Consider the following 20,814-nt stretch of genomic DNA (forward strand, 5'->3'; position numbering starts at 1 on the left):
TTTTCATAAAATAGTAAGGTTGAATCGATGTGAAGGAGGAATGGTTTTGAGCAAGCAGCCGAAGAAAGTACTGCCTCCCCAGCACCAAACACAGCGTCCCGGATTGGAGTATTTGATGGATCCCCGGCCCGTTTTCGACCGGCCGAAACGAGAGCGAAAACTGGCTGGGAAAACCGCGATTATTACGGGAGGAGACAGCGGAATCGGCCGTGCCGTGTCCGTTTTGTTTGCGAAGGAAGGCGCGAACGTTGTCATCGTTTACTTAAATGAACACCGCGATGCAGAAGAAACAAAGGGGTATGTGGAAAAAGAAGGCGTCGGATGCAAGCTGATTGCAGGGGACATCGGGGACGAGGCTTTTTGCAACGATGTGGTGCGCCGGGCAAAGGAAGCATTCCCAACGATCGATATTCTCGTCAATAATGCGGCTGAACAGCATCCGCAAAAGGGAATCGAAAAAATCACGAGCCATCAGCTGATCCGAACGTTTCAGACGAATATTTTTTCCATGTTTTATTTGACAAAAGCTGTGCTGCCGCATTTGAAAAAAGGCAGCTCAATCATCAATACGACCTCGATTACGGCTTATGCCGGCAATGAAAGGCTGATCGATTATTCTTCGACGAAAGGAGCGATTACATCATTTACGCGTTCGCTCGCTTTGTCGCTTGTCGATCAGGGCATTCGTGTGAACGGTGTGGCACCGGGGCCGATTTGGACGCCGCTTATACCGTCGACGTTTACTGAGAGAGAGGTCGAAATATTCGGTTCAACAACGCCGATGGAACGGCCGGGACAGCCTGCTGAAGTGGCGCCGAGCTATCTGTTTCTAGCCAGCGACGATTCTTCCTACATGACGGGCCAGGTGCTCCATGTCAACGGCGGAACGATTATTAACGGATAAAAGGCCGGACTATTTAAAAAGCCGGCTTTTTTCGCATAAGAAAGCCAATCCCTTGGGATTGGCCGTTATGCGTGCTTTTTCAGCGCTGTATATTCTCTTGAAAGCTCAAGGAAAGATTGCTTATCTCCTTTGTCTAATGCTTCATTAATCTTCTTGCTCAGCGTGTGCAAACGCCGTTTAAAAAGCGATTCATCAAGGACCATTTGAATGTAGATATCCGTGATGGTTACATCAAGTTCTTTCACCTTTTGGGTATTGCGGGACTTCATGAGCTCAGCGTACGATTTTTTCTCTTTCATAAAGATTCCCCCTGATGCCTTTTTTATAGTATATGGATTACACAATAAAAAATCAATAAGTATTTATAATTTTTAGAAAATTATTCGGAGATGCGTGTTTATGAGAATAAAAGTTTGTATATTTGGACAAAGAAACACGGATTTAATCGAACAAAACATAAAAATGGCATTTTAAAAACATATTTTCAAATTAATTGGAAAAAATCCTGTCGTTTTGTAAAGGATAATGTTAGATTAATAGTATAAATTTACTAACGATTAGGAGGATCAAAATGAGCACAGAGGATATGACAAAGGATACGTATGAAGTAAACAGTTCGACAATGGCTGTCCTGCCTCTGGGAGAGGGGGAGAAACCCGCCTCAAAAATACTTGAGACCGACAGGACTTTCCGCGTCAATATGAAGCCGTTTCAAATTATCGAAAGAAGCTGCCGCTATTTCGGATCGAGCTATGCGGGAAGAAAAGCGGGCACATATGAAGTCATTAAAGTTTCCCATAAACCGCCGATCATGGTGGATCACTCAAACAACATTTTTCTTTTCCCCACATTTTCCTCAACTCGTCCTCAGTGCGGGTGGCTTTCCCATGCGCATGTTCACGAGTTTTGCGCGGCAAAGTATGACAACACGTTTGTCACGTTTGTCAACGGGGAAACGCTGGAGCTGCCCGTATCCATCTCATCTTTCGAAAACCAGGTTTACCGAACGGCATGGCTGAGAACAAAATTTATCGACAGGATTGAAGGAAACCCCATGCAGAAGAAACAGGAATTTATGCTCTATCCGAAAGAAGACCGGAATCAGCTGATATACGAATTCATCCTCAGGGAGCTGAAAAAGCGCTATTGATCTGGAGCGGCTTTGAATAAATAGTGCTCAAGAAGCGCGGATACCTGGTTGCGGATGCGGGGATTAAAGTAGTTATGCTCTTCTTCGTAACCCTCATATATAAAGGAATACATCGTAAAGGCTTCGTCCCGCGACACTTCATGCACCTTGATTTTCCGGCGGCGCAGTTCATTTTTTACGTCGTACAGGTCGCGCTGGGCAAGCTTTAACGCCTGTTCGATCAGATGCAGATAGGGGTCTTTCAGCTTAAACGGCCCCTGCTGGATGATTTTCATGTCCCGGTTTAATATGCTGACGGTCATCGGGAGGTAAATCGCCTTTTCAATCATATCCCTGGCTTCGGCGGGAATTCTTGTCATGGCTTTTCTCCTCATTTCTTTTTTTGTTCAGGAACATTTGTTCTGTTTTTATTTTACACGAAATACGGCCTTTTAATCAAGAACGGGAAAAAATGACTAAAATGATCAGGTTGTTTCAGACTAATACAGAAAACAACCGAGACGGATGATTTAAAGTTTTTGATTTAAAGTGTAGAATAGAAGTAGACAACCGCCCTGAGGAGAATCAATGTTGGAGCAATTATTCAGCTATTTTACAGAAGAGAATTTAACAGAGTTTTTTCAGAGCTACAGGGCTTTTGGTCCTTTTGTAGCCGTACTGCTGCCGTTTATTGAAGCGCTGCTCCCGTTTTTGCCCCTGCTCGTGTTTGTTGTTGCCAATGTAAATTCGTTCGGTTTATGGCAGGGGTTTTTGTTGACGTGGGTCGGGGCATCTTTAGGTTCTATAGCGGTTTTTCTTTTTATCCGCCATTTCGGCCAGCAAAAAGCACTCGGTTTTATCCGCAGGCATCCATCCGTAAAAAAACTGATGATCTGGGTGGAAAAACGGGGCTTCGGTCCGCTGTTTCTCCTGCTTTGCTTTCCATTCACGCCTTCGGCGGCGGTAAATGTTGTGGCAGGACTTTCGCGAGTCAGCCTGCTGCCTTTTTCATTGGCGGTGCTTTGCGGCAAGTTCGTGATGATTTTTATGGTGAGCTTTGTCGGCCATGATCTGAAGGCGCTTTTTACCCAGCCTTTGCGGACAGCCGCCGTGATCATCGTCATGCTGATCTTATGGTACGCCGGAAAACGGGTTGAACATCGTCTGAACGTGAGATTCAGCCAGAGAGAGAAAGACTAGGGGGACACAGAATTGAAAAAGCGTTTTTTGGTCATAGCCGGGGTACTGCTTGTCATCGTCGTCGGGATTCAGGTCAAAAATGCCGTTTTCATTGAATATAAAGTAGAAGGCGTCAGCATGAATCCGACCTTTCAGGAGGGCAACGAGCTTTTGATCAACAGGTTCGCCCACCGCTTTAAAACGATCAGCCGATTTGACATCGTGCTGTTTAAAGGACCTGACAAAGATATATTCATTAAAAGGGTGATCGGGCTTCCGGGCGAAACCCTCAGGTATGAAGATGATCAGCTGTATATCAACGAAGAAAAGATCAAAGAGCCTTATCTGGACGACTTAAAGGCCGTCACCGCCGGAGGGGACTTGACAGGGGATTTTACACTGCAGGAAGTGACCGGAGAGGAGAAGGTGCCTGAAAACGAGTACTTCGTCCTCGGGGACAACCGGATCCACAGCTTTGACAGCCGCCATTTCGGCTTTGTTTCAGAACGGGACATCGTCGGGATTGTGACGGAAAGAATTGATAAGAAGTGATTGGAGAGTACGGGGGAGAGTAAGCGGCCGACCAAGGAATACGATTACGCAAATGACGAGCCCGAAATGTCAATTAGTACAACAGCATCAATAATGACGCATTTGCTAAATATGAAAATTAAAAGGCCCGGATGATTCCGGGCTTTTTTCCGTACTACTTCAGCTTAATGGCATTGATCCGTTTTTGCAGCTTCGTTTTTTCGGCGGATGCTTTCAGCTTGCCTACTGCTGATTGCGCTGCTGATTTTGTTTTTTTCGTTCTCTTTTGTTCGGCCGTTTTGACTTTGGCCTTTGCTGCAGAAACTTTTTTATTATAGGCTGCAGCTGCTTGCTTTTTCGCGGTGTTCAGCCTTTTTTGCAGATTTGATTTGTCTTTTCCGGCGGGAAGCTCATTGATCGCTTTTTGCGCTTTGCCGAGGTTTGAGTCTGTTGCCGCTTTTTCAGCTTTGGCAACGGCCTGCTTTGCGGTCTTCAAGAGGCTTGAACGGACCGCGTTGATCCGTTTTTGCAAATTCGTTTTGAAAGTGCCGCTGTCGAGTTCGTTGACCGCTTTTTGGGCGGAGTCGGCATTGGTTTTCTTTTTTTGCTTCTCAGCGAGTTTCACTTTGCTTTCGGCTGTTTTTTTAAGCTGCTCTTTAACAGTATTGAGTCTCTTTTTCAAAGCGGTTTTATCTGCGTCTGCAGGGAGCGGTTCGATCGCTTTTTGTGCGGTTTGAATGTCCGCTTTTTTCTTTGTCTTTTCCGCTTGTCCGACGGCTTTTTGCGCTTTTTCCAATGGCTGTGTGACCTCTTTGAAGCGGATTAATCCGTAGCCGAACAAATGATCACGGCCGGGAGCGCCCAAATCGCTTGTATAAAACTGCATTTTCTTGCGCAGCTCAGCATTTGAAGCGGTTGGGTACAGCTGTTTCAAAAGTGCAAACATGCCGGTGACGTGCGGCGTTGCCTGTGAAGTGCCGCTTCCGATTGCATAGCCGCGATCGGAAGATGTACTGATAATCGATGTGCCGGGAGCGGAAAACTCGACGGCGCTGCCGGTGTTGGAAAATGAGGCGATCTGATTTTTTTCATTGGTTGCCGAGACGGCAATGACGCTGCTGTAGGCGGCCGGGTAATAAACGGATTTTCCGTTTCCGGCATTTCCGCTCGCTCCGACTAAAATGATTCCCCGTTTGTATGCTTTATCTACTGCATCGTGGAGAACTTGACTGTCGCCTGAAACGACGAGGCTCATATTGATGATATCGATTCCGTGCTGGATCGACCAATCGATGCCTTGTAAGATACCTTTCAGATCCCCCGCACCATTCCGGTCCAGCGCTTTTACGGCATACAGCTGCGCGCCGGGCGCGATGCCGTCGATCCCCCGTCCGTTATGCTTCGCTCCGATGATTCCGGCAACATGGGTTCCGTGGCCATTATCGTCACGGTATGAAGCGGTATAGCCGACCATCGATGCACCGCCGGCGATCGACAGCTCCTCATGGGGGGAAATCCCGCTGTCAATAACCGCGATCTTCACCTGTTTTCCGGTCAAACCTTTATTCCAAGCCAGTGCGGCTTGAATCAGCTTGATGTTCCACTGTGAAAACGCGGAGGCGTTTTGCGCTGTGCTGCTGGAGAAAGCTTTTAGAGCGGTGCTGTCGGCAGCAGCTACCGGGAGGTTGTCTTCGACATACAGGACGTCGGGATCGTGTTCAAGTTCGCGCACTGTTTTGTCGTCCGCAGTGACAGCGGCTGCGGGAATGTGCCGGTAAACGTGTTCTACCGTGTCTGCCTGTTCGATGACGGTTTCTTTTCCGCTGGTATTTTTATATACAACAATGACCTCGTTTTCCTGCTTATTGCTTTCCGCTTGAATGCGGGGTGAATTTGCGAAAAAACCGACGAACATTGCAGCCGAAACCGCGATTTTCCATAACTTTTTCATCCGGCTCTCCTCCTTTTTTAGCGGCGTTCGCTATATATATCGGAGGATTTTTGAATTTTCAAAGAGAAAGAAAGCTTATCTTAAGGTCGCTTGTCATGCACCTTTAGTTTTTAAAACGTTAAAAACACTGTTATATCAACATTTGTGAAGCTTCCTGTTTATTCGGGAAGTTAAATTGGGTACTCCAAGTTAGTTTTAAAAAAGAGTCATAAGGCCAGCTTCTATCGATGAATCATTTTTAAGCGACGCCTTTTGTCTAAAATGTATAATGTTACTTTTGTTTTTGTTGAAAGTGAACAATGTTATTGACTGGCTTACAACCTACAATTTAATTAAATAAAAAATAGATTAAAAGAAGGGAGCGTTCTCATACCGTGGAAAAAACAATTAAACATGACCCCAATTATTACAAAAAGATAATTATTGCATTGTGTTTAGGGTGGGTCGCTATTTGGATTTATCGTACAATACTTACGCCAATATATCCGCAGATTCAAGAATCATTAGGGAATATTAGTGACACGCAAATAGGGTTGGTTGCTTCTATTTATTTCTTTGCATATACGGGTATGCAAATTCCATCAGGAGCACTTGTCGATAAATTTGGACAAAAAAAGGTGTTAATTCCTGCATTTATCGTTTTTGCGCTGGCTACATTTGTGATTGGCACAAGTTCAACTATCATGCAAGTATACATTGGTTCGTTATTGGCTGGTATTTCGACTGGTTCATATTACGGTGCAGCCTTTTCCTTATCAGCTAAACATACGCCAAAAGATAAAAAAAGCTTTTCCAATGCGATTATAAATAGCGGTTCAGCATTAGGGATGGTAATTGGACTAATCGGATCATCGGTTTTAGTAGGCGGTTTTGAAATTCAATGGAATTATATGCTTTTTATAACAGCTATCGTTATCGTAGCTGTAACATTTGTGTTTGTGCTGTTTATTAAACAAGATAAAACATCAGATAAGGAAGTGGCTGAAGAGAAGAAAGACACTGTACAAAGCACAGATATTCAAAATGAAAGCTTATTTTCTCCAAGACAATTAGTTGTATATTTTGTATATTTTGCAACATGCTATGGCTATTATATGATTGTAACTTGGTTGCCGTCCTTTCTTGTAGCAGAAAAAGGATTTGCTCAAGGTTCAGTAGGATATGTAGCTGCACTAGTTGCGGTCACTGCAGTGCCTGGTGCTTTGATATTTACTAAATATATAGACAAAAATGCACATTTGCGTCTGCGTTTAATTTTATTTTTATTAATTGCAGCAGCAGTAACAATTAGTTTGACAGTGTTTGCACCAAATCCTGCAGTACTGTATATTGCGTTAATTTTATATGGCTTATTAGGTAAACTTGCGATTGATCCAGTTTTAATAACCTATGTATCTGATTCCGTATCAGGAGACAGAGTTGCCAGAGCATTAACTCTCTTTAACTTCTTTGGAATGAGTTCATCTGTTATTGCACCAACACTTACTGGTTATATTGGTGATGTAACCGGCTCGCGAGTATTAGCATTCTATATTGCAACCATTCTTCTTGCAGCAGCAGCGTTGCTATTTTTCCTTGTGGTTATGTTAAGACAGAATAAAACAGCAGCTAACTAAGAGAACTTCCAGTGGTGCTCCTTTGTATTCACAACGATATTTTCTCTGAAGCAAATAACGCCAAACGAATGCTCAGTGATGTATCAGGAGACTCTACAGATTGACCTAATATTTCTTCGCATTTTTTAATACGATATTTCACAGTATTACGGTGAATAAAAATATCTTCTGAGGTTTTTGTAAGATCACATTGGTTTGCCATATAGACACTTAATGTGAATCTTAGTTCTTTTTCCTTCGTTGTCTGAGGATAGGCTAAAGGACCGAGTGTATAAATGATAAATGGCTTTAATTTATTCGTTGGAATGAGTTGTAATAATTCTTCTACGCTTTTGGATTTGTAGGGCTCTATAAATTCCATTTCGCCTTGTTCATATTTATTATCATAAGCCTCATTCGCTTCGAAAAAAGACAGTGGCAATTGTGAAAGCTCGGAAACCTCATTACCAATGCCAAATGAAAGGGAGCTATTAAAAAATAGCTGATACTCTTTTTGGATATATCTGCAGTATTCCAAATAATAATGATGTCTTCTTTGCAGAAGTATCGTAAATCTGCGTTCTCCCTGAGACATATATATGCTAATGGAAGGGTCAATTCCAGTAAACTTATGCGTCAGCCACTCAAAAGTCATCTGATATCGCTCATTTAAGTAGGCGCTATTTTCTACATTCTTTTCTTTGTCAATCCCGCAAATAATCACTTGATAGAATGTAGAAGGTTGAATGTGATATTTTTTTAAAAGATCAGTGTGTTGTGCTAGTGAAACAAGGTTGTCAGGATGTTCGGACATAAGTGTTGTGAAAAAATGGTTCACGTCCTGCTGCTCTGCTTCCTTGATTTTACTATTTTTATAAATAGCGAGACTAAGTGTGTTCACTGCCTGTTCTATTGTTAATAAACTAATCGGATAGTTGAGCAAATTAACATTTGAAATCATAAGATAATACGGAAAATATTTAAATGCAGGAACCTTAAATACAGCATATTCTTCCTGGAAAACACCATTATGATTTGGTTCGGTTTGCTCTGAATTTAAATATCTTCTGAAATAATTAAGGTTTTTTTGAACATGTTCTGAGTTTTGATGAAAGTGATGACTCGATGATTCAACTTGATGAAAAGAATTTAGCAGCATTACAGGAACCTTTATGAGTCTACTTAAACGTTCAATCATCATGTTCAGGCTAAACCCTTGCATTAGCATAGCATTTAACTCTTGTTGGATATCTAATGCGAAGTGTAATTTTTCTGTTTCTTCATCCAAGATAAATGAAGATATATGATGAGTAATGGATCCCAAATTCCAACTTTCCGGAATTTCAATAATTGGGAATTTTAATTTATTTGCAAATGCAATAACCTCATCATCTAATTTTTTTAAAAATCGGGATAGCTTGATACCTAGACCAGCAACTTGTATATCATTTAACTCTCTAATAAGATTGATTAGTCCGGATTGATCATCCTGATAGCTCATTCCTGTTGTGACGATAAGTGAGTGCGGCGTTGTAAAATTTTTAATATCAGGCGTTTCTGTAATATCAACCATTTCTACCACTCGTTCCAAATCGCCCTGCTCATTCAGCAATGTTAAATCTGAAAATTGCAGTACAGATAATATTTCTTTTAATGTTGTCATAAAGGCTGCCTCCTTATCTTTGTTAGAAAAAGATAAAATAAAAATGAAATATGTAAGATATTACAAGGATAACTTTTCAATCTGATAGTACACTGTTTTTGAAGGTTATTATACGTATAATCCTTTAGTTAAAAATATTAAAGGAGAATCATTATGCTTGAACAAAATCAAGATATTCATCATGATTCTTCGTTTTTGAAAAGTGTGGTTATTATAAAGATATCATGCCCAAGATCACTTGAACAAAGAAATTCATCCTCATTTAACGTTGCAGTGGGAGCAGGGCGTAATATTCAGAATGATATAGCCGTTGGTGGTCTTTTTAAAACTGGGATCATTACCGCTAAAATTAATGGTATCCCTTATTATAAGTTCCTTCTTAGATAGTCTTAAGACTCGCCGTAAACGGATACAAGGGTTCAAAACATATGCATTTAAGATATACCTATGGTGATATAGGTGCTAACTGCAAGGTGTATTACGTGGTGCTGCGGATTGGATCTCCTCGGTTTGATTGCAGACATTTGCTGGTTCACAAGCTTTATTGAGTGGTTCCGGCTCCACACAAATAAAATCAGCAAAAACATAAATTATTGGACAAGTTTCCGGTATTGTTGCTGCTCACGTTTTATTTGCGTTTTCAACTGTAACCATTTTAATTGGATGCTCTATTGGGTCAACAAGGACGGAATATACTGAATGTTGTTAATCAATAGGATATATATTTGCGGTTTCCTTGCTACAGGTGTACTTCTATTTACAGAAATCTCTATCAATGCAGCAAGTAATATTATTCTTGCAGCTTAAAAAAGAGGAGGATGATTTTGATGAATTTTGATTCAATTATCAAAAATGGATTAGTCATTCTAGAAAATGGTGAACAAGAAGTCGAAGTAGGGATCAAAGATGGCAAAATCGCAGCAATCGGTCAGGATTTGGGTACAAGTGCAAAAATTATCGATGCAAAAGGATCTATTGTATCTCCAGGTATGATTGATGCACATGTGCATATCACAGAGCCGGGCGGCGGCTATCGTGATGAATGGGAGGGCTATGACACAGGAACACGTGCCGCTGCAAAAGGCGGTGTAACGACGTTTATTGAAATGCCATTAAATCAAGTGCCAGCAACGGTAGATGAGGAATCTATTCAAGAAAAATTTAAAGCCGGAAAAGGAAAATTATCAGTAGACGTTGCGAGTTACGGCGGTTTAGTACCATTTGACTTAGATGGGGGTATTCAAGAATTAGATAGCAATGGTGTTGTTGCATATAAATGTTTTTTAGCAACATGTGGCGACCGTTCTATAGAAGGAGATTTCATGAACGTAGATGACTATTCCCTCTACGAAGGCATGAAACAAATTGCGAAGACAGGCAAAATATTATCTATACACGCTGAAAATGCCGCAATTACCGATAAGTTAGGGGAAATAGCATCTAAAAATGGGGAAACTTCATTGCGTGCTTATGTAGATTCTCGACCCGTATTTACTGAAGTAGAACCGATTAGAAAAATTATTCTATTTGCGAAAGAAACGGGATGTCGTGTACACATCGTTCATATAGCTTGTGAAGAGGGCGTAGACGAAATTGTCAAAGCACAACAGGAAGGGGTCGATATTACATGCGAAACATGTACACACTATTTATATTTCTATAAAGAAGAACTAGATCATATCGGACCGGTTGTAAAATGCTCTCCGCCAATCCGTGAGCAATCACGCTTAGAAGGCATGTGGAATCGGGTATTAAACGGAGATATTTCATTCGTAACATCAGACCATTCACCATGTACCCCGGACTTAAAAGCTACGGATAATGCATTTGAAGCTTGGGGAGGTATCGCAGGTTTACAAAATAATGTCGATGTATTATTTGATGAAGGTGTGCAAAAACGTAATATGCCATTATCCAAATTTGCAGCCATTATTGCTACAAACCCTGCGAAACGTTTTAATCTCGCATCAAAAGGCAGTATTGCAGTAGGGAAAGATGCGGATTTCGTATTTATTAAGAAAGATGCACCTTATGAATTAAAGGCTGAGGACTTAGCATATCGACACAAAATTAGTCCGTATATTGGCCGCAAAATTGGTGCTCAGGTAGTGAAAACAATCCTTCGCGGTGTCGAAATCTATGATAAAGAAAAAGGAATTTCAAATGAAAAAGTAGGAAGATTTATTCCTTAAGTGACGGAATAGCCATCCCGTCAGGAATTTGAGGCATAGGAAGATGTGAAGGCGACCTGAGATTGTGTTACACTCGCAAATCAGTGTGTCATCAGCATTTCTTATGGCGGCTATACAGCTGAAGTGAGCATGGTAAAGTGACTTCACCGCAATCTCTCGCTATTACAGCAGCAGCTGTTAATCAAATTAAAACGAGTAAAAAATTTCCAATATACACTAACAGCTTAGAATTGCTGCTGCTCGTATGTATTCTGACTCTTGGCATATCATTTTAAACTACCCTATAAATCAATGTTTTTTATTGATTTATAGGGTAGTTTTTTTATTTGCACCTTATTTATTAATGGGTAGGAGAGATGTGTCGCTCCCATCTATAAATTTTTAAGCGAGCGATCTGTGATTTTCTTTAGGAGAAATTCGATGCAAATTTAATTTGTTATTTTTTGAGTTTTTATGTAATCGAAAGCCAACAGTTTCTTTTTATCTCTGGCATTAGCCCATTATTTAGATACCGTAAATTGATTAAAAGGTGTCTTTGTTAAAAGTGCATAAAATGCTTTTCTATTATTGTTGGTTATGTCAATGAATGGTCGTAAACAGGGTTCTATGATGAAAGTAAATAGAGAAAGGAGGAGAAAAAAATAGATATTCGATCAACCTTTGAAACGTTGGATAAGAAATTCACAAGTTTTGGCGGTTTAGAACAAGGGGGTATTACGCGTCTGTTATACTCTCCTGAATGGATTGCTGCAGTTCGCGAACTGGAAGCGACATTCAAGGAAGAAGGTTTAGAAGTAAGCTTTGATGATGTTGGAAACTTATCTGGTCGCCTTGTTGGAAGTAAGCATCCTGAAGAAACTATTTTAACAGGATCACATATCGATACAGTTGTAGAAGGCGGTCATCTGGATGGACAATTCGGTATCTTATCTGCATTGGTTGCTGTGAAATATTTAAAAGAAAAACATGGTCAACCATTACGAACAATAGAAGTACTATCTCTCGCAGAAGAAGAAGGAAGCCGATTCCCATATACATTTTGGGGAAGTAAAAACTTCTTTAACTTAGCCAAAAAATCGGATGTTGAAACAATAGAAGATGCTGATGGAATTAAATTTGAAGATGCAATGCACGAATCGGGTTTTGATTACCGTAAAACAGATCATGTTCGTGACGATATTAAAGCATTTGTTGAAGTACATATCGAACAAGGGAAAGTATTAGAGGCGGAAAATAAAGCGATAGGTGTTGTAACTGGGATTGTTGGCCAAAAACGTTACACAATTAACTTGAAAGGTGAAGCAAATCACGCTGGCACGACACCGATGTCATTACGAAGGGATACAGTTGTTGCATATAGTGAAATTGTAACAGACTTAACGAAACGAGCTAGAGAAATTGGGGAGCCTCTTGTATTAACGTTTGGACATGTCACTCCTGTTCCAAACACGGTAAATGTCGTCCCTGGAGAAATTACTTTTTCGATAGACTGTCGTCATATTGATCAACAACTATTAAATAATTTTGCGAAAGAAATTGAAGATAAAGTTAAAGCGGTTGCAGAAGCAAACAACATGACTTATGACATTAATTTATGGATGGATGAAGCACCGTCATTGATGGATAAAGAAATCATTAAAATAATTGAACAAGCAGCTAAGGCCAATGTGGGGGACAGCTATAAATTGATGCCATCTGGTGCAGGTCATGATGCGCAAATTTTTGCGGATTTTGTCCCAACAGCAATGCTGTTTGTACCTTCTATTGGCGGAATTAGCCACAATACCAATGAAGAAACGAAGATAGAAGACCTTGTGAAGGGGATTGAAGTATTGAAAGATGTATTGTTTGAACTAGCTTATAAGGAATAATAATGAAAAGGAGCCAGATACTCATGAGTTACTTAAATCATAATCAAGGATACAGAGAAGGTTTATTAGAAACACGTTCAGTAATAAAAAAGGATAATTATGCGGTAATCACACCTGATGGCTTGGTTAATAATGTTGTACCTGGCTTTGAAGATTGTGATGTAACGATTTTAGGATCCCCGCGTTTAGGTGCAAGGTTTGTAGATTATTTGGTAACAGTTAAAAACAAGGGCGGAAACAAAACAGGTTTTGCCGGTGATGGTATCCAATCATTTGTGTACGTTGAATATGGTAAAATCAACGCTTTTGCGGATGGTGAAAAATACGAATTAGCAAAAGGCGGATTCTTATATGTGCCTCCACACTTACAATTGACATTTGAAAATAATAATAATGGTGAGGACAGCCGTTTGTTTTTATACAAAAAGCGCTATCAGCCGCTTGAAGGACATACACCAGAAATCGTTGCAGGTAATGTGAATAACATTAAACAAGAAGCCTATGAAGGTATGAAAGAAGTATTAATTCAAGATTTACTGCCAAAAGAAATCGCATATGACATGAACATTCATATTCTTTCATTCGAGCCAGGTGCTTCGCATGGTTACATTGAAACGCACGTTCAAGAACACGGTGCCTATATATTAAGTGGACGAGGTGTTTACAACTTGGACAACGAGTGGATGCCAGTTGACAAAGGTGACTATATTTTTATGGGAGCTTATACGCCGCAAGCAACCTATGCAATTGGTTTGGATGAACCATTCTCGTATATTTATTCTAAGGATGCGAATAGAGATATTAATCTATAAAGAGGGGCAATTTTAATGAGTGAACCATTAGTGTATGTAGAACGTAATCGTCTCCGGCAGCTAATGAAAGATAAATTAGTGAAAGCAGGTTTACCTGAAGAACAAGCGGATAAAACAGCTGATTTACTCATTTTTGCAGATGAACGAGGTGTTCACTCACATGGTGCAGTAAGAATGCAATACTATTCCGAACGTGCATTAAAAGGTGGATATAACCTGAAACCAAACTTAAGCTTCGAAAAAACGGGCCCTGCATCGGGGATTTATCACGGAGATAATGCATTAGGGCATTATGTGAGTTATCAAGCAATGAAAAAGGCAATCGAATTAGCAAAAACATCAGGGATCGGTGTTGTCGGTGTTAAAGAAATGGGACACAGCGGTGCTATTGGTTATTATGCACATCAAGCAGCATTAGAAGGTATGGCGGCATTAACAGTATGTCAATCTGATCCCATGGTCGTGCCATTTGGCGGCACCGAACCATACTTTGGCACCAACTCAATTGCTTTTAGTGCGCCTAGAAAAGACGGTAGTCCAATCCTTTTTGATATGGCAACAACGGTACAAGCCTGGGGGAAAATCTTAGATGCAAGAAGTAAAAACAAATCTATCCCAGACTCATGGGCAGTGGATAAAAATGGAGCGCCAACAACAGACCCGTTTAAGGTAAATGCATTATTACCAATGGCTGGGCCTAAAGGATACGGGTTAGCGATGATGGTTGATATTTTATCGGGGAGTTTGCTCGGCTTGCCATTTGGCAAGCATGTCACTTCTATGTATAAAGATTTATCGGAGTACCGTCGATTAGGGCAGCTTCATCTCGTAATCAATCCTGAATACTTTGGTGGGAAGGAGCAATTCCTCGAAAAAATATCTCAAATGGTTGAAGAATTACATGACAACCCACCTGCTGAAGGATTTAACAAAGTGTATTATCCCGGTGAAATTCAAATAGATGTGATGAAACAGTATAAAAAAACAGGTATCCCAGTTACAAAGGAAATTTTAGATTATTTAGAGTCAGACAAAATTTACTAATCATGTAATGAAGGGGGAAGCAGATGCGCGTATCTAAGCAGGAGCTGTTTCATTTAATCAAACAGAAGCTGATCAAAGCTGGATTAAACGAAGGAGCCGCACACGATGTTTCAGATGTATTGACATTCGCCGATCATAGAGGGATCCATTCCCATGGTGCAGTACGTGTGGAATACTATGCCGAACGAATCGCAAAAGGCGGTATTACAGCAAACCCAAACTACACATTTGAACAAACAGGACCTGCATCCGCCGTCTTTAGCGGAGATAATGGCCCAGGTCACCAAGCAGCAAAACAAGCGATGGAAAAAGCAATCGAAATGGCAAAAAATTCAGGTGTTGCTGTTGTAGGCATGAAGAATATTTCGCATAGTGGTGCATTGGGTTACTTTGTTGAAATGGCAGCAGAACAGGACATGGTTGCTTTAAGCATGTGCCAATCAGATCCAATGGTCGTACCGTTTGGAGGAACAGAACCATACTTTGGCACCAATCCAATTGCTTTTAGCGCACCATCGGCTGATGAACGCATGATCACATTTGATATGGCGACAACTGTTCAGGCATGGGGAAAAGTATTGGATGCAAGAAGTAAAAATGAATCGATCCCGGAAACATGGGCAGTAGATGCAGCCGGTGCACCAACAACGAATGCAAGAGATGTCCATGCACTTGTGCCAATTGCCGGTCCAAAAGGTTATGGATTGATGATGATGGTGGATGTCTTATCAGGCAGCCTTCTTGGAGTACCTCATGGCGTACATGTATCTTCCATGTATCAAGACCTGACAAAAGGCCGAGATTTAGGGCAAATTCATATTGTGATCAACCCTGCATACTTCACAGATTTAACTGCTTTTAAACAACAGATTTCGACGATGCTTGATGAATTAAAAGCACAACCGGCAGCAGAAGGCTATGGGGAAATTTATTATCCGGGTGAGCGCGGTAAATTAAGAAGTGCAAAATATGATAAAGAAGGAATTGAAATTGTAGACGATATTTATAACTACCTCGTTTCAGGCGATGTTCATTACAATCGTTATCATGGAAAGAATAGATTTGCAGAATAACAAAATGGAGGATCATTATGTTATACACAATTATAAAAGAAAACACCTATCAAGATTCTATCGTGTTAATGCTTTTATCAAACAAGTTATCTGCAATAGATGGTATAAACAAAGTTTCTATCATGATGGGAACACCAGCTAACAAAGACATTTTTAAATCTTCGGGTTTGGGCACAGATGAATTGGAAAAAGCAAACCCAAATGATATCGTCATCGTTATAGATACAAACCAAGAAGAAAAGGTATCGGAAGTGAAAGAAGAAGTAGAAGCAGCTTTAAAAGGAGACTCTGCTTCACAAGACAGAGCTAAAGACCAAGAAGCACATAACTGGAAGCGTGCAATGGAGCTTGCGAACAACCCTAATCTGGCATTGATCTCCATTCCTGGTCAGTATGCAGCAATGGAAGCGGAAAATGCATTGAATGAAGGGTTACATGTATTTCTATTCAGCGACAATGTATCTAAAGAAGATGAGGTTAAGTTGAAACAAAAGGCGCATGAAAAAGGATTATTAGTCATGGGACCAGACTGCGGTACTGGAATTATTCACGGCGTGCCACTGGCATTTACAAATATCGTGAATAAAGGAGATATTGGCGTTGTGGGTGCATCAGGTACAGGGATTCAGGAAGTGACATGCATCATTGACCGTCTTGGTAAAGGTGTAACAAACGCAATTGGTACAGGTGGTCGGGATTTATCAACAGAGGTTGGTGCTACCATGGTTTTAGATAGTATCAAAGCATTAAATCAAGATCCACAAGTAAAAGTGATTACAGTAATTTCTAAACCGCCTGCAAAGGAAGTGCAGCAAAAAGTATTAAATGTGTTAAGAAATATTGAAAAACCGGTTGTTACGTTATTTTTAGGAGATAAACCAACTTATCAGGAAGAAAATATTTATCATGCGTATACACTTGAAGAAGCAGCGGTTGTATCTGTTCAATTATCCAATGGCGACAAACCGAATTTTAAACCGACAGTGGCTGAAAATGTAAACGTGTCGTTAAAAGATTCACAAGTTGGTATTAAAGGTTATTACTCGGGCGGCACCTTGGCATCTGAAGCAGCTGTGTTAGTGAAAGAGGCATTCAAAGAAGAAGTACCTGAAGAGAAGAAAGGTGCCTATATTCTAAAAACAAAACATCATGAAATTATTGACTTAGGCGATGATATTTATACCCAGGGGAAGCCACACCCGATGATTGATCCTGAAAAACGCATCGAAATGCTTGAAACATCTGGAAACGATCCTGAAACAGCAGTCATCATGATTGATAACGTCATTGGCTATGGCAGTCATGATGATATGGCAAATGAATTAGCACCAGCCATTAAACGTATTTTAGCCAATGCACATCAGGATGGCCGTGAACTTGCAGTGCTTGTAACAGTTGTAGGTACAGATAAAGATCCTCAAGGTTACGAAAAGCAAATTGAAACCTTAAAAGAAAGTGGTGCAATGATTTGTGAGACAAACGATCAAATGGTTCGTACAGCGATTAAACTGGCAGGAGGAAAAGTGGAACAGCCAGTCCTTGACATACAAAAATTTGAATATACCCAAGAAGACTTGACAGTAGACGAAAAAATTATGTCCTTAATCAATACGAAACCAAGTGTCATCAATATTGGGCTGAAAAGTTTTACAGCAGCTGTTCAGAAGAGCGGATCAGAGTGTGTTCAATTTAACTGGCGGCCAATTGCTGGCGGTGATGAAAAGCTAATGAAAGTGCTTCAATATCTAAACTACTATGAAGGAGAGACAATCTAATGGGGTACAAAACAATAAATGAAGCGAACGAAGCTGTTATCCGGAAGATCATAGCAGCTGAACCATTCTTGACCGATGTTGTACCTGCCAAGTCTGTGATTCCTGAATTAGAAGATTATGTGTTATTACATGCTGGGCCTCCAATTAAATATGAAAATATGACAGATCCTATGCAAGGCTCTTGTGTTGGAGCGATTCTTTTTGAAGGATGGGCAGAAGATGAAGAGGGAGCGCGTGGTCTGCTTGAAAACAATAAGATTACATTTATTCCATGTCATCATGTGAATGCAGTTGGACCAATGGGAGGCATTACATCACCTAATATGCCGGTTCTTGTTGTTATGAACAAAGAGAGTGGCAATGAGGCGTACTGTCAAATGAACGAAGGCATCGGTGCAGTATTACGCTTCGGTGCTTATCATGAGCAGGTAATCAATCGCCTGCACTGGATGAAAGATGTGTTGGGTCCAGTGTTAAGTAAGGCCTTAAGAAAAATTGATGGAGGCATAAACGTTAATGTTTTGATGGCTAAAGCTATTGCAATGGGGGATGAATTTCACCAGCGCAATATTGCAGCATCATTGGTGTTTTTAAAAGAAGTTGCTCCAGTAATTGTGGCATTAGATGATGTTGAAAACGAACAAAGTGCAGAAGTTATCCAATTTTTAGCTGATACAGACCAATTTTTCTTAAACATTGCCATGGCGACTGGAAAAGCAATAATGGATGCAGCGCGTACAATCAAACATGGTACAGTCGTTACTGCAATGTGCCGAAACGGTGAAAACTTTGGCATTCGTATTGCTGGTATGGGAGATGAGTGGTTTACAGCACCTGTTAATACACCACAAGGGTTATATTTTACCGGCTACTCAGCGGAAGATGCAAACACAGATATCGGTGATTCAGCGATTACAGAAACAATCGGTGTTGGCGGCGTAGCAATGATTGCTGCCCCTGCAGTAACGCGTTTTGTTGGAACAGGCGGATTTAATGATGCGCTTGAAACAAGCAATCAAATGGCTGAAATCTGTGTTGGAGAAAATCCGAACTTTGTTATTCCGACGTGGGACTTCAAAGGTGCGTGTTTAGGTATTGATGCACGTAAAGTTGTTGAAACAGGCATAACACCGGTAATCAACACAGGTATTGCACATAAAATTGCTGGATATGGGCAAATTGGTGCTGGTACAGTTCATCCTCCAATCGAATGTTTTGAGAAAGCAATCACAGCATATGCTGAAAAACTAGGTTTTCAAGGATGATTTTACAGGCAAGTGCGGTTGGTTCAATCGCACTTCAGCTATTAATTGAGGGAAAAACGTTTACTGTACACAGCATTTTTGAAAAAGGTTTAAATATTGTTGATCGGAATGATGAATTGATATTTATCGGCACAAATGAAAATGGGACCTTCCCATTTGGAATCTTGCTTGACTCACAAACGAAGCAAACATTAAAAGCAGATCTTGAAGTGGGAGATACATTTCACGTTCGCAATAGCCATCTTTCCCACAATTGTTTTGAACTCAATTTTAATGCGGAAATACTTCCGTTATATACAGATTTTAAACATGCAAATATAAATAAATTAAAAGAAAACGTGAAACAAATTTCATTTAAATCGTATGAATCTACTGATTTTGAATCAGCTCGCGTGTCGGACTTGATAAATAAATTACACGATCCAACTGAAAATTTGGAGGAAGAGCTTCGTTACTTTATCGGTCGGGGCCAAGGTTTAACGCCGACGGGTGACGATATACTGGTCGGTATATTGTATGGACACTTCATCAACTCTTTTATCGCCGAAAAACACCTTGAAACATTGGGAAGTCTAATCAGAGAACCCTTAACAACCCTTGTCAGCACGCGCTTTTTAACTTGTGCTATAGAAGGCTTGTTTAGTTCAAAAATTACAAAATTACAACATGATTCATCTTTGAAAAGTATAAAAAGTCTTATAAAAGTAGGTTCTTCTTCTGGGATGGATACTTTATATGGAATTTATATGGCTTTAACAAAGGAGTGAAAGAAATGGGGAAAAGTGTAGTAATCGCACTAGGAGGTAATGCAATTTTACAGCCAAAACAAGAAGCAACTTATGCTAATCAATTCAAAAATGTAATCTCTGCAACACGTCATATGATTGAAATTAAAGAAGCAGGACATAAAATTGTGATTACACACGGCAATGGTCCGCAAGTTGGGAATATTATTGCTCAAAATGAAGCTGCCAAAAATGTCGTTGAACCGCTGCCGATCTATGCTTGTAACGCAGAATCACAGGGATTCATTGGTTATATGCTCGAAAAAGCTTTAAAAAACCATATTAAAAAACGGGGCATTACCGCGAATGTAGCTACATTTCTAACAATGGTTGAAGTGGACAAGTATGATAAAGCATTTGAAAAACCAACGAAACCAATAGGAGTATTTTATTCAGAGGAAGAAGCGAAGAAATTGGAGAAAAAAGGGTTTGCTATGTCAGAAGATGCAGGGCGTGGCTATAGACGAGTTGTGCCTTCCCCAGAACCGAAAGTGATCCATGGGATAGAAGAGATTCGACGTTTAATTGATGAAACGATTGTTATCTCCTCGGGCGGCGGCGGTATACCTGTATATCGTGACGACAGCGGTCTATTACATGGTCTTGAAGCAGTAATAGACAAAGATCGTTCAGGATTAAAGCTGGCACAACAATTAAATGCTGATGTTTTCATGATGTTGACAGACGTACCAAATGTGTTTATCAATTTTGGCAAAGAAAATGAGCAAAAACTAAGCCGAATTACAGTAGAAGAAGCAGAACAATATGTGGCAGAAGGTCAATTTCCTGCTGGCAGTATGCTGCCAAAGATGCAAGCGGCTATAGAATTTGCAAAGTTAGGTAAAGAGGCAATTATTTGTTCATTGAACCAAGCGGCAGCTGCACTAGACGGAAAAGCGGGGACGCGCATAACAAAATAAGACGATCCGTGTATGTTCATAAGGTGGATAAAAACTAAAATTCCCACCTTTTCAGATATGACGACATTTGATCTGTCATTCTGATCAAAAATTTCTGAACAATCTTTATAATGGGATTCTTTATG

19 protein-coding genes are annotated in these 20,814 nt (G+C 40.4%); 15 read left to right on the top strand and 4 right to left on the bottom strand.

Annotated features, from left to right (window positions below):
- The first annotated feature begins 46 nt into the window (after positions 1 to 46).
- Positions 47 to 904, top strand: coding sequence for an SDR family oxidoreductase (locus tag TRNA_RS27045; protein ID WP_003180352.1), 858 nt, complete (start codon positions 47 to 49; stop codon positions 902 to 904).
- Positions 905 to 969: 65 nt separating this feature from the next.
- Here TRNA_RS27045 and TRNA_RS27050 read toward each other — a convergent pair whose 3' ends face one another.
- On the bottom strand, positions 970 to 1,203 hold the full coding sequence (locus TRNA_RS27050; protein WP_003180353.1) for an IDEAL domain-containing protein: 234 nt from the start codon (positions 1,201 to 1,203) through the stop codon (positions 970 to 972).
- Positions 1,204 to 1,475: 272 nt separating this feature from the next.
- Here TRNA_RS27050 and TRNA_RS27055 point away from each other — a divergent pair, with 272 nt between their 5' ends.
- Positions 1,476 to 2,054, top strand: a complete 579-nt coding sequence (locus TRNA_RS27055; protein ID WP_003180354.1) for a competence protein ComK — start codon at positions 1,476 to 1,478, stop codon at positions 2,052 to 2,054.
- On the opposite strand, the gene TRNA_RS27060 is transcribed toward TRNA_RS27055, so the two are convergent.
- Complete coding sequence (locus TRNA_RS27060; RefSeq protein WP_003180357.1) at positions 2,048 to 2,413, bottom strand: hypothetical protein; 366 nt, start codon at positions 2,411 to 2,413, stop codon at positions 2,048 to 2,050. The two genes, TRNA_RS27055 and TRNA_RS27060, sit on opposite strands and share 7 nt — an antisense overlap.
- A gap of 208 nt (positions 2,414 to 2,621) precedes the next feature.
- On the opposite strand from TRNA_RS27060, the gene TRNA_RS27065 reads away from it, so the two are divergent.
- Complete coding sequence (locus TRNA_RS27065; RefSeq protein WP_003180359.1) at positions 2,622 to 3,233, top strand: TVP38/TMEM64 family protein; 612 nt, start codon at positions 2,622 to 2,624, stop codon at positions 3,231 to 3,233.
- 12 nt (positions 3,234 to 3,245) lie between these two features.
- Positions 3,246 to 3,764 (top strand): signal peptidase I, encoded by a 519-nt coding sequence (gene lepB, locus TRNA_RS27070; protein ID WP_003180360.1) that lies wholly within the window; start codon positions 3,246 to 3,248, stop codon positions 3,762 to 3,764.
- A 154-nt stretch (positions 3,765 to 3,918) separates the two neighbouring features.
- On the opposite strand, the gene TRNA_RS27075 is transcribed toward lepB, so the two are convergent.
- Entirely contained in the window at positions 3,919 to 5,694 is a 1,776-nt protein-coding gene (locus TRNA_RS27075) for a S8 family peptidase (protein ID WP_003180361.1), read from the bottom strand.
- Between the two features lie 374 nt (positions 5,695 to 6,068).
- Between TRNA_RS27075 and TRNA_RS27080 the strand changes: the two genes are divergently transcribed.
- Positions 6,069 to 7,310, top strand: a complete 1,242-nt coding sequence (locus TRNA_RS27080; protein WP_003180363.1) for an MFS transporter — start codon at positions 6,069 to 6,071, stop codon at positions 7,308 to 7,310.
- Positions 7,311 to 7,338: 28 nt separating this feature from the next.
- Here the strand turns inward: TRNA_RS27080 and TRNA_RS27085 are convergent, their stop codons facing one another.
- On the bottom strand, positions 7,339 to 8,952 hold the full coding sequence (locus tag TRNA_RS27085) for a PucR family transcriptional regulator (RefSeq protein ID WP_003180365.1): 1,614 nt from the start codon (positions 8,950 to 8,952) through the stop codon (positions 7,339 to 7,341).
- A 153-nt stretch (positions 8,953 to 9,105) separates the two neighbouring features.
- On the opposite strand from TRNA_RS27085, the gene TRNA_RS27090 reads away from it, so the two are divergent.
- From TRNA_RS27090 to arcC, 10 genes are all read left to right on the top strand, one after another.
- Positions 9,106 to 9,339: a hypothetical protein gene (locus TRNA_RS27090; RefSeq protein ID WP_021837262.1), complete on the top strand. Its 234-nt coding sequence runs from the start codon at positions 9,106 to 9,108 to the stop codon at positions 9,337 to 9,339.
- A gap of 440 nt (positions 9,340 to 9,779) precedes the next feature.
- Positions 9,780 to 11,144: an allantoinase AllB gene (allB, locus tag TRNA_RS27095; RefSeq protein ID WP_011197731.1), complete on the top strand. Its 1,365-nt coding sequence runs from the start codon at positions 9,780 to 9,782 to the stop codon at positions 11,142 to 11,144.
- Positions 11,145 to 11,785: 641 nt separating this feature from the next.
- The gene (gene allC, locus TRNA_RS27100) at positions 11,786 to 13,015 is read left to right on the top strand and encodes an allantoate deiminase (RefSeq protein WP_041817014.1); all 1,230 of its coding nucleotides are present in this window, start codon (positions 11,786 to 11,788) and stop codon (positions 13,013 to 13,015) included.
- A gap of 23 nt (positions 13,016 to 13,038) precedes the next feature.
- The gene (gene allE, locus TRNA_RS27105) at positions 13,039 to 13,827 is read left to right on the top strand and encodes a (S)-ureidoglycine aminohydrolase (protein WP_003180370.1); all 789 of its coding nucleotides are present in this window, start codon (positions 13,039 to 13,041) and stop codon (positions 13,825 to 13,827) included.
- Positions 13,828 to 13,842: 15 nt separating this feature from the next.
- Positions 13,843 to 14,871: an ureidoglycolate dehydrogenase gene (gene allD, locus TRNA_RS27110; protein WP_011197733.1), complete on the top strand. Its 1,029-nt coding sequence runs from the start codon at positions 13,843 to 13,845 to the stop codon at positions 14,869 to 14,871.
- Between the two features lie 23 nt (positions 14,872 to 14,894).
- Complete coding sequence (gene allD, locus TRNA_RS27115; protein WP_003180376.1) at positions 14,895 to 15,944, top strand: ureidoglycolate dehydrogenase; 1,050 nt, start codon at positions 14,895 to 14,897, stop codon at positions 15,942 to 15,944.
- Between the two features lie 17 nt (positions 15,945 to 15,961).
- Positions 15,962 to 17,719, top strand: coding sequence for an acyl-CoA synthetase FdrA (locus tag TRNA_RS27120; protein ID WP_011197734.1), 1,758 nt, complete (start codon positions 15,962 to 15,964; stop codon positions 17,717 to 17,719).
- Positions 17,719 to 18,984: a DUF1116 domain-containing protein gene (locus TRNA_RS27125; RefSeq protein ID WP_011197735.1), complete on the top strand. Its 1,266-nt coding sequence runs from the start codon at positions 17,719 to 17,721 to the stop codon at positions 18,982 to 18,984. The genes TRNA_RS27120 and TRNA_RS27125 overlap by 1 nt, the downstream gene beginning before the upstream one ends.
- Entirely contained in the window at positions 18,981 to 19,751 is a 771-nt protein-coding gene (locus tag TRNA_RS27130) for a DUF2877 domain-containing protein (protein ID WP_009328917.1), read from the top strand. Before TRNA_RS27125 ends, TRNA_RS27130 begins: the two co-directional genes overlap by 4 nt.
- Positions 19,752 to 19,756: 5 nt before the next feature.
- Entirely contained in the window at positions 19,757 to 20,689 is a 933-nt protein-coding gene (gene arcC, locus TRNA_RS27135; protein WP_009328916.1) for a carbamate kinase, read from the top strand.
- Positions 20,690 to 20,814: the final 125 nt, after the last annotated feature.

The sequence above is a fragment of the Bacillus licheniformis DSM 13 = ATCC 14580 genome, assembly GCF_000011645.1.
Classification (GTDB): domain Bacteria; phylum Bacillota; class Bacilli; order Bacillales; family Bacillaceae; genus Bacillus; species Bacillus licheniformis.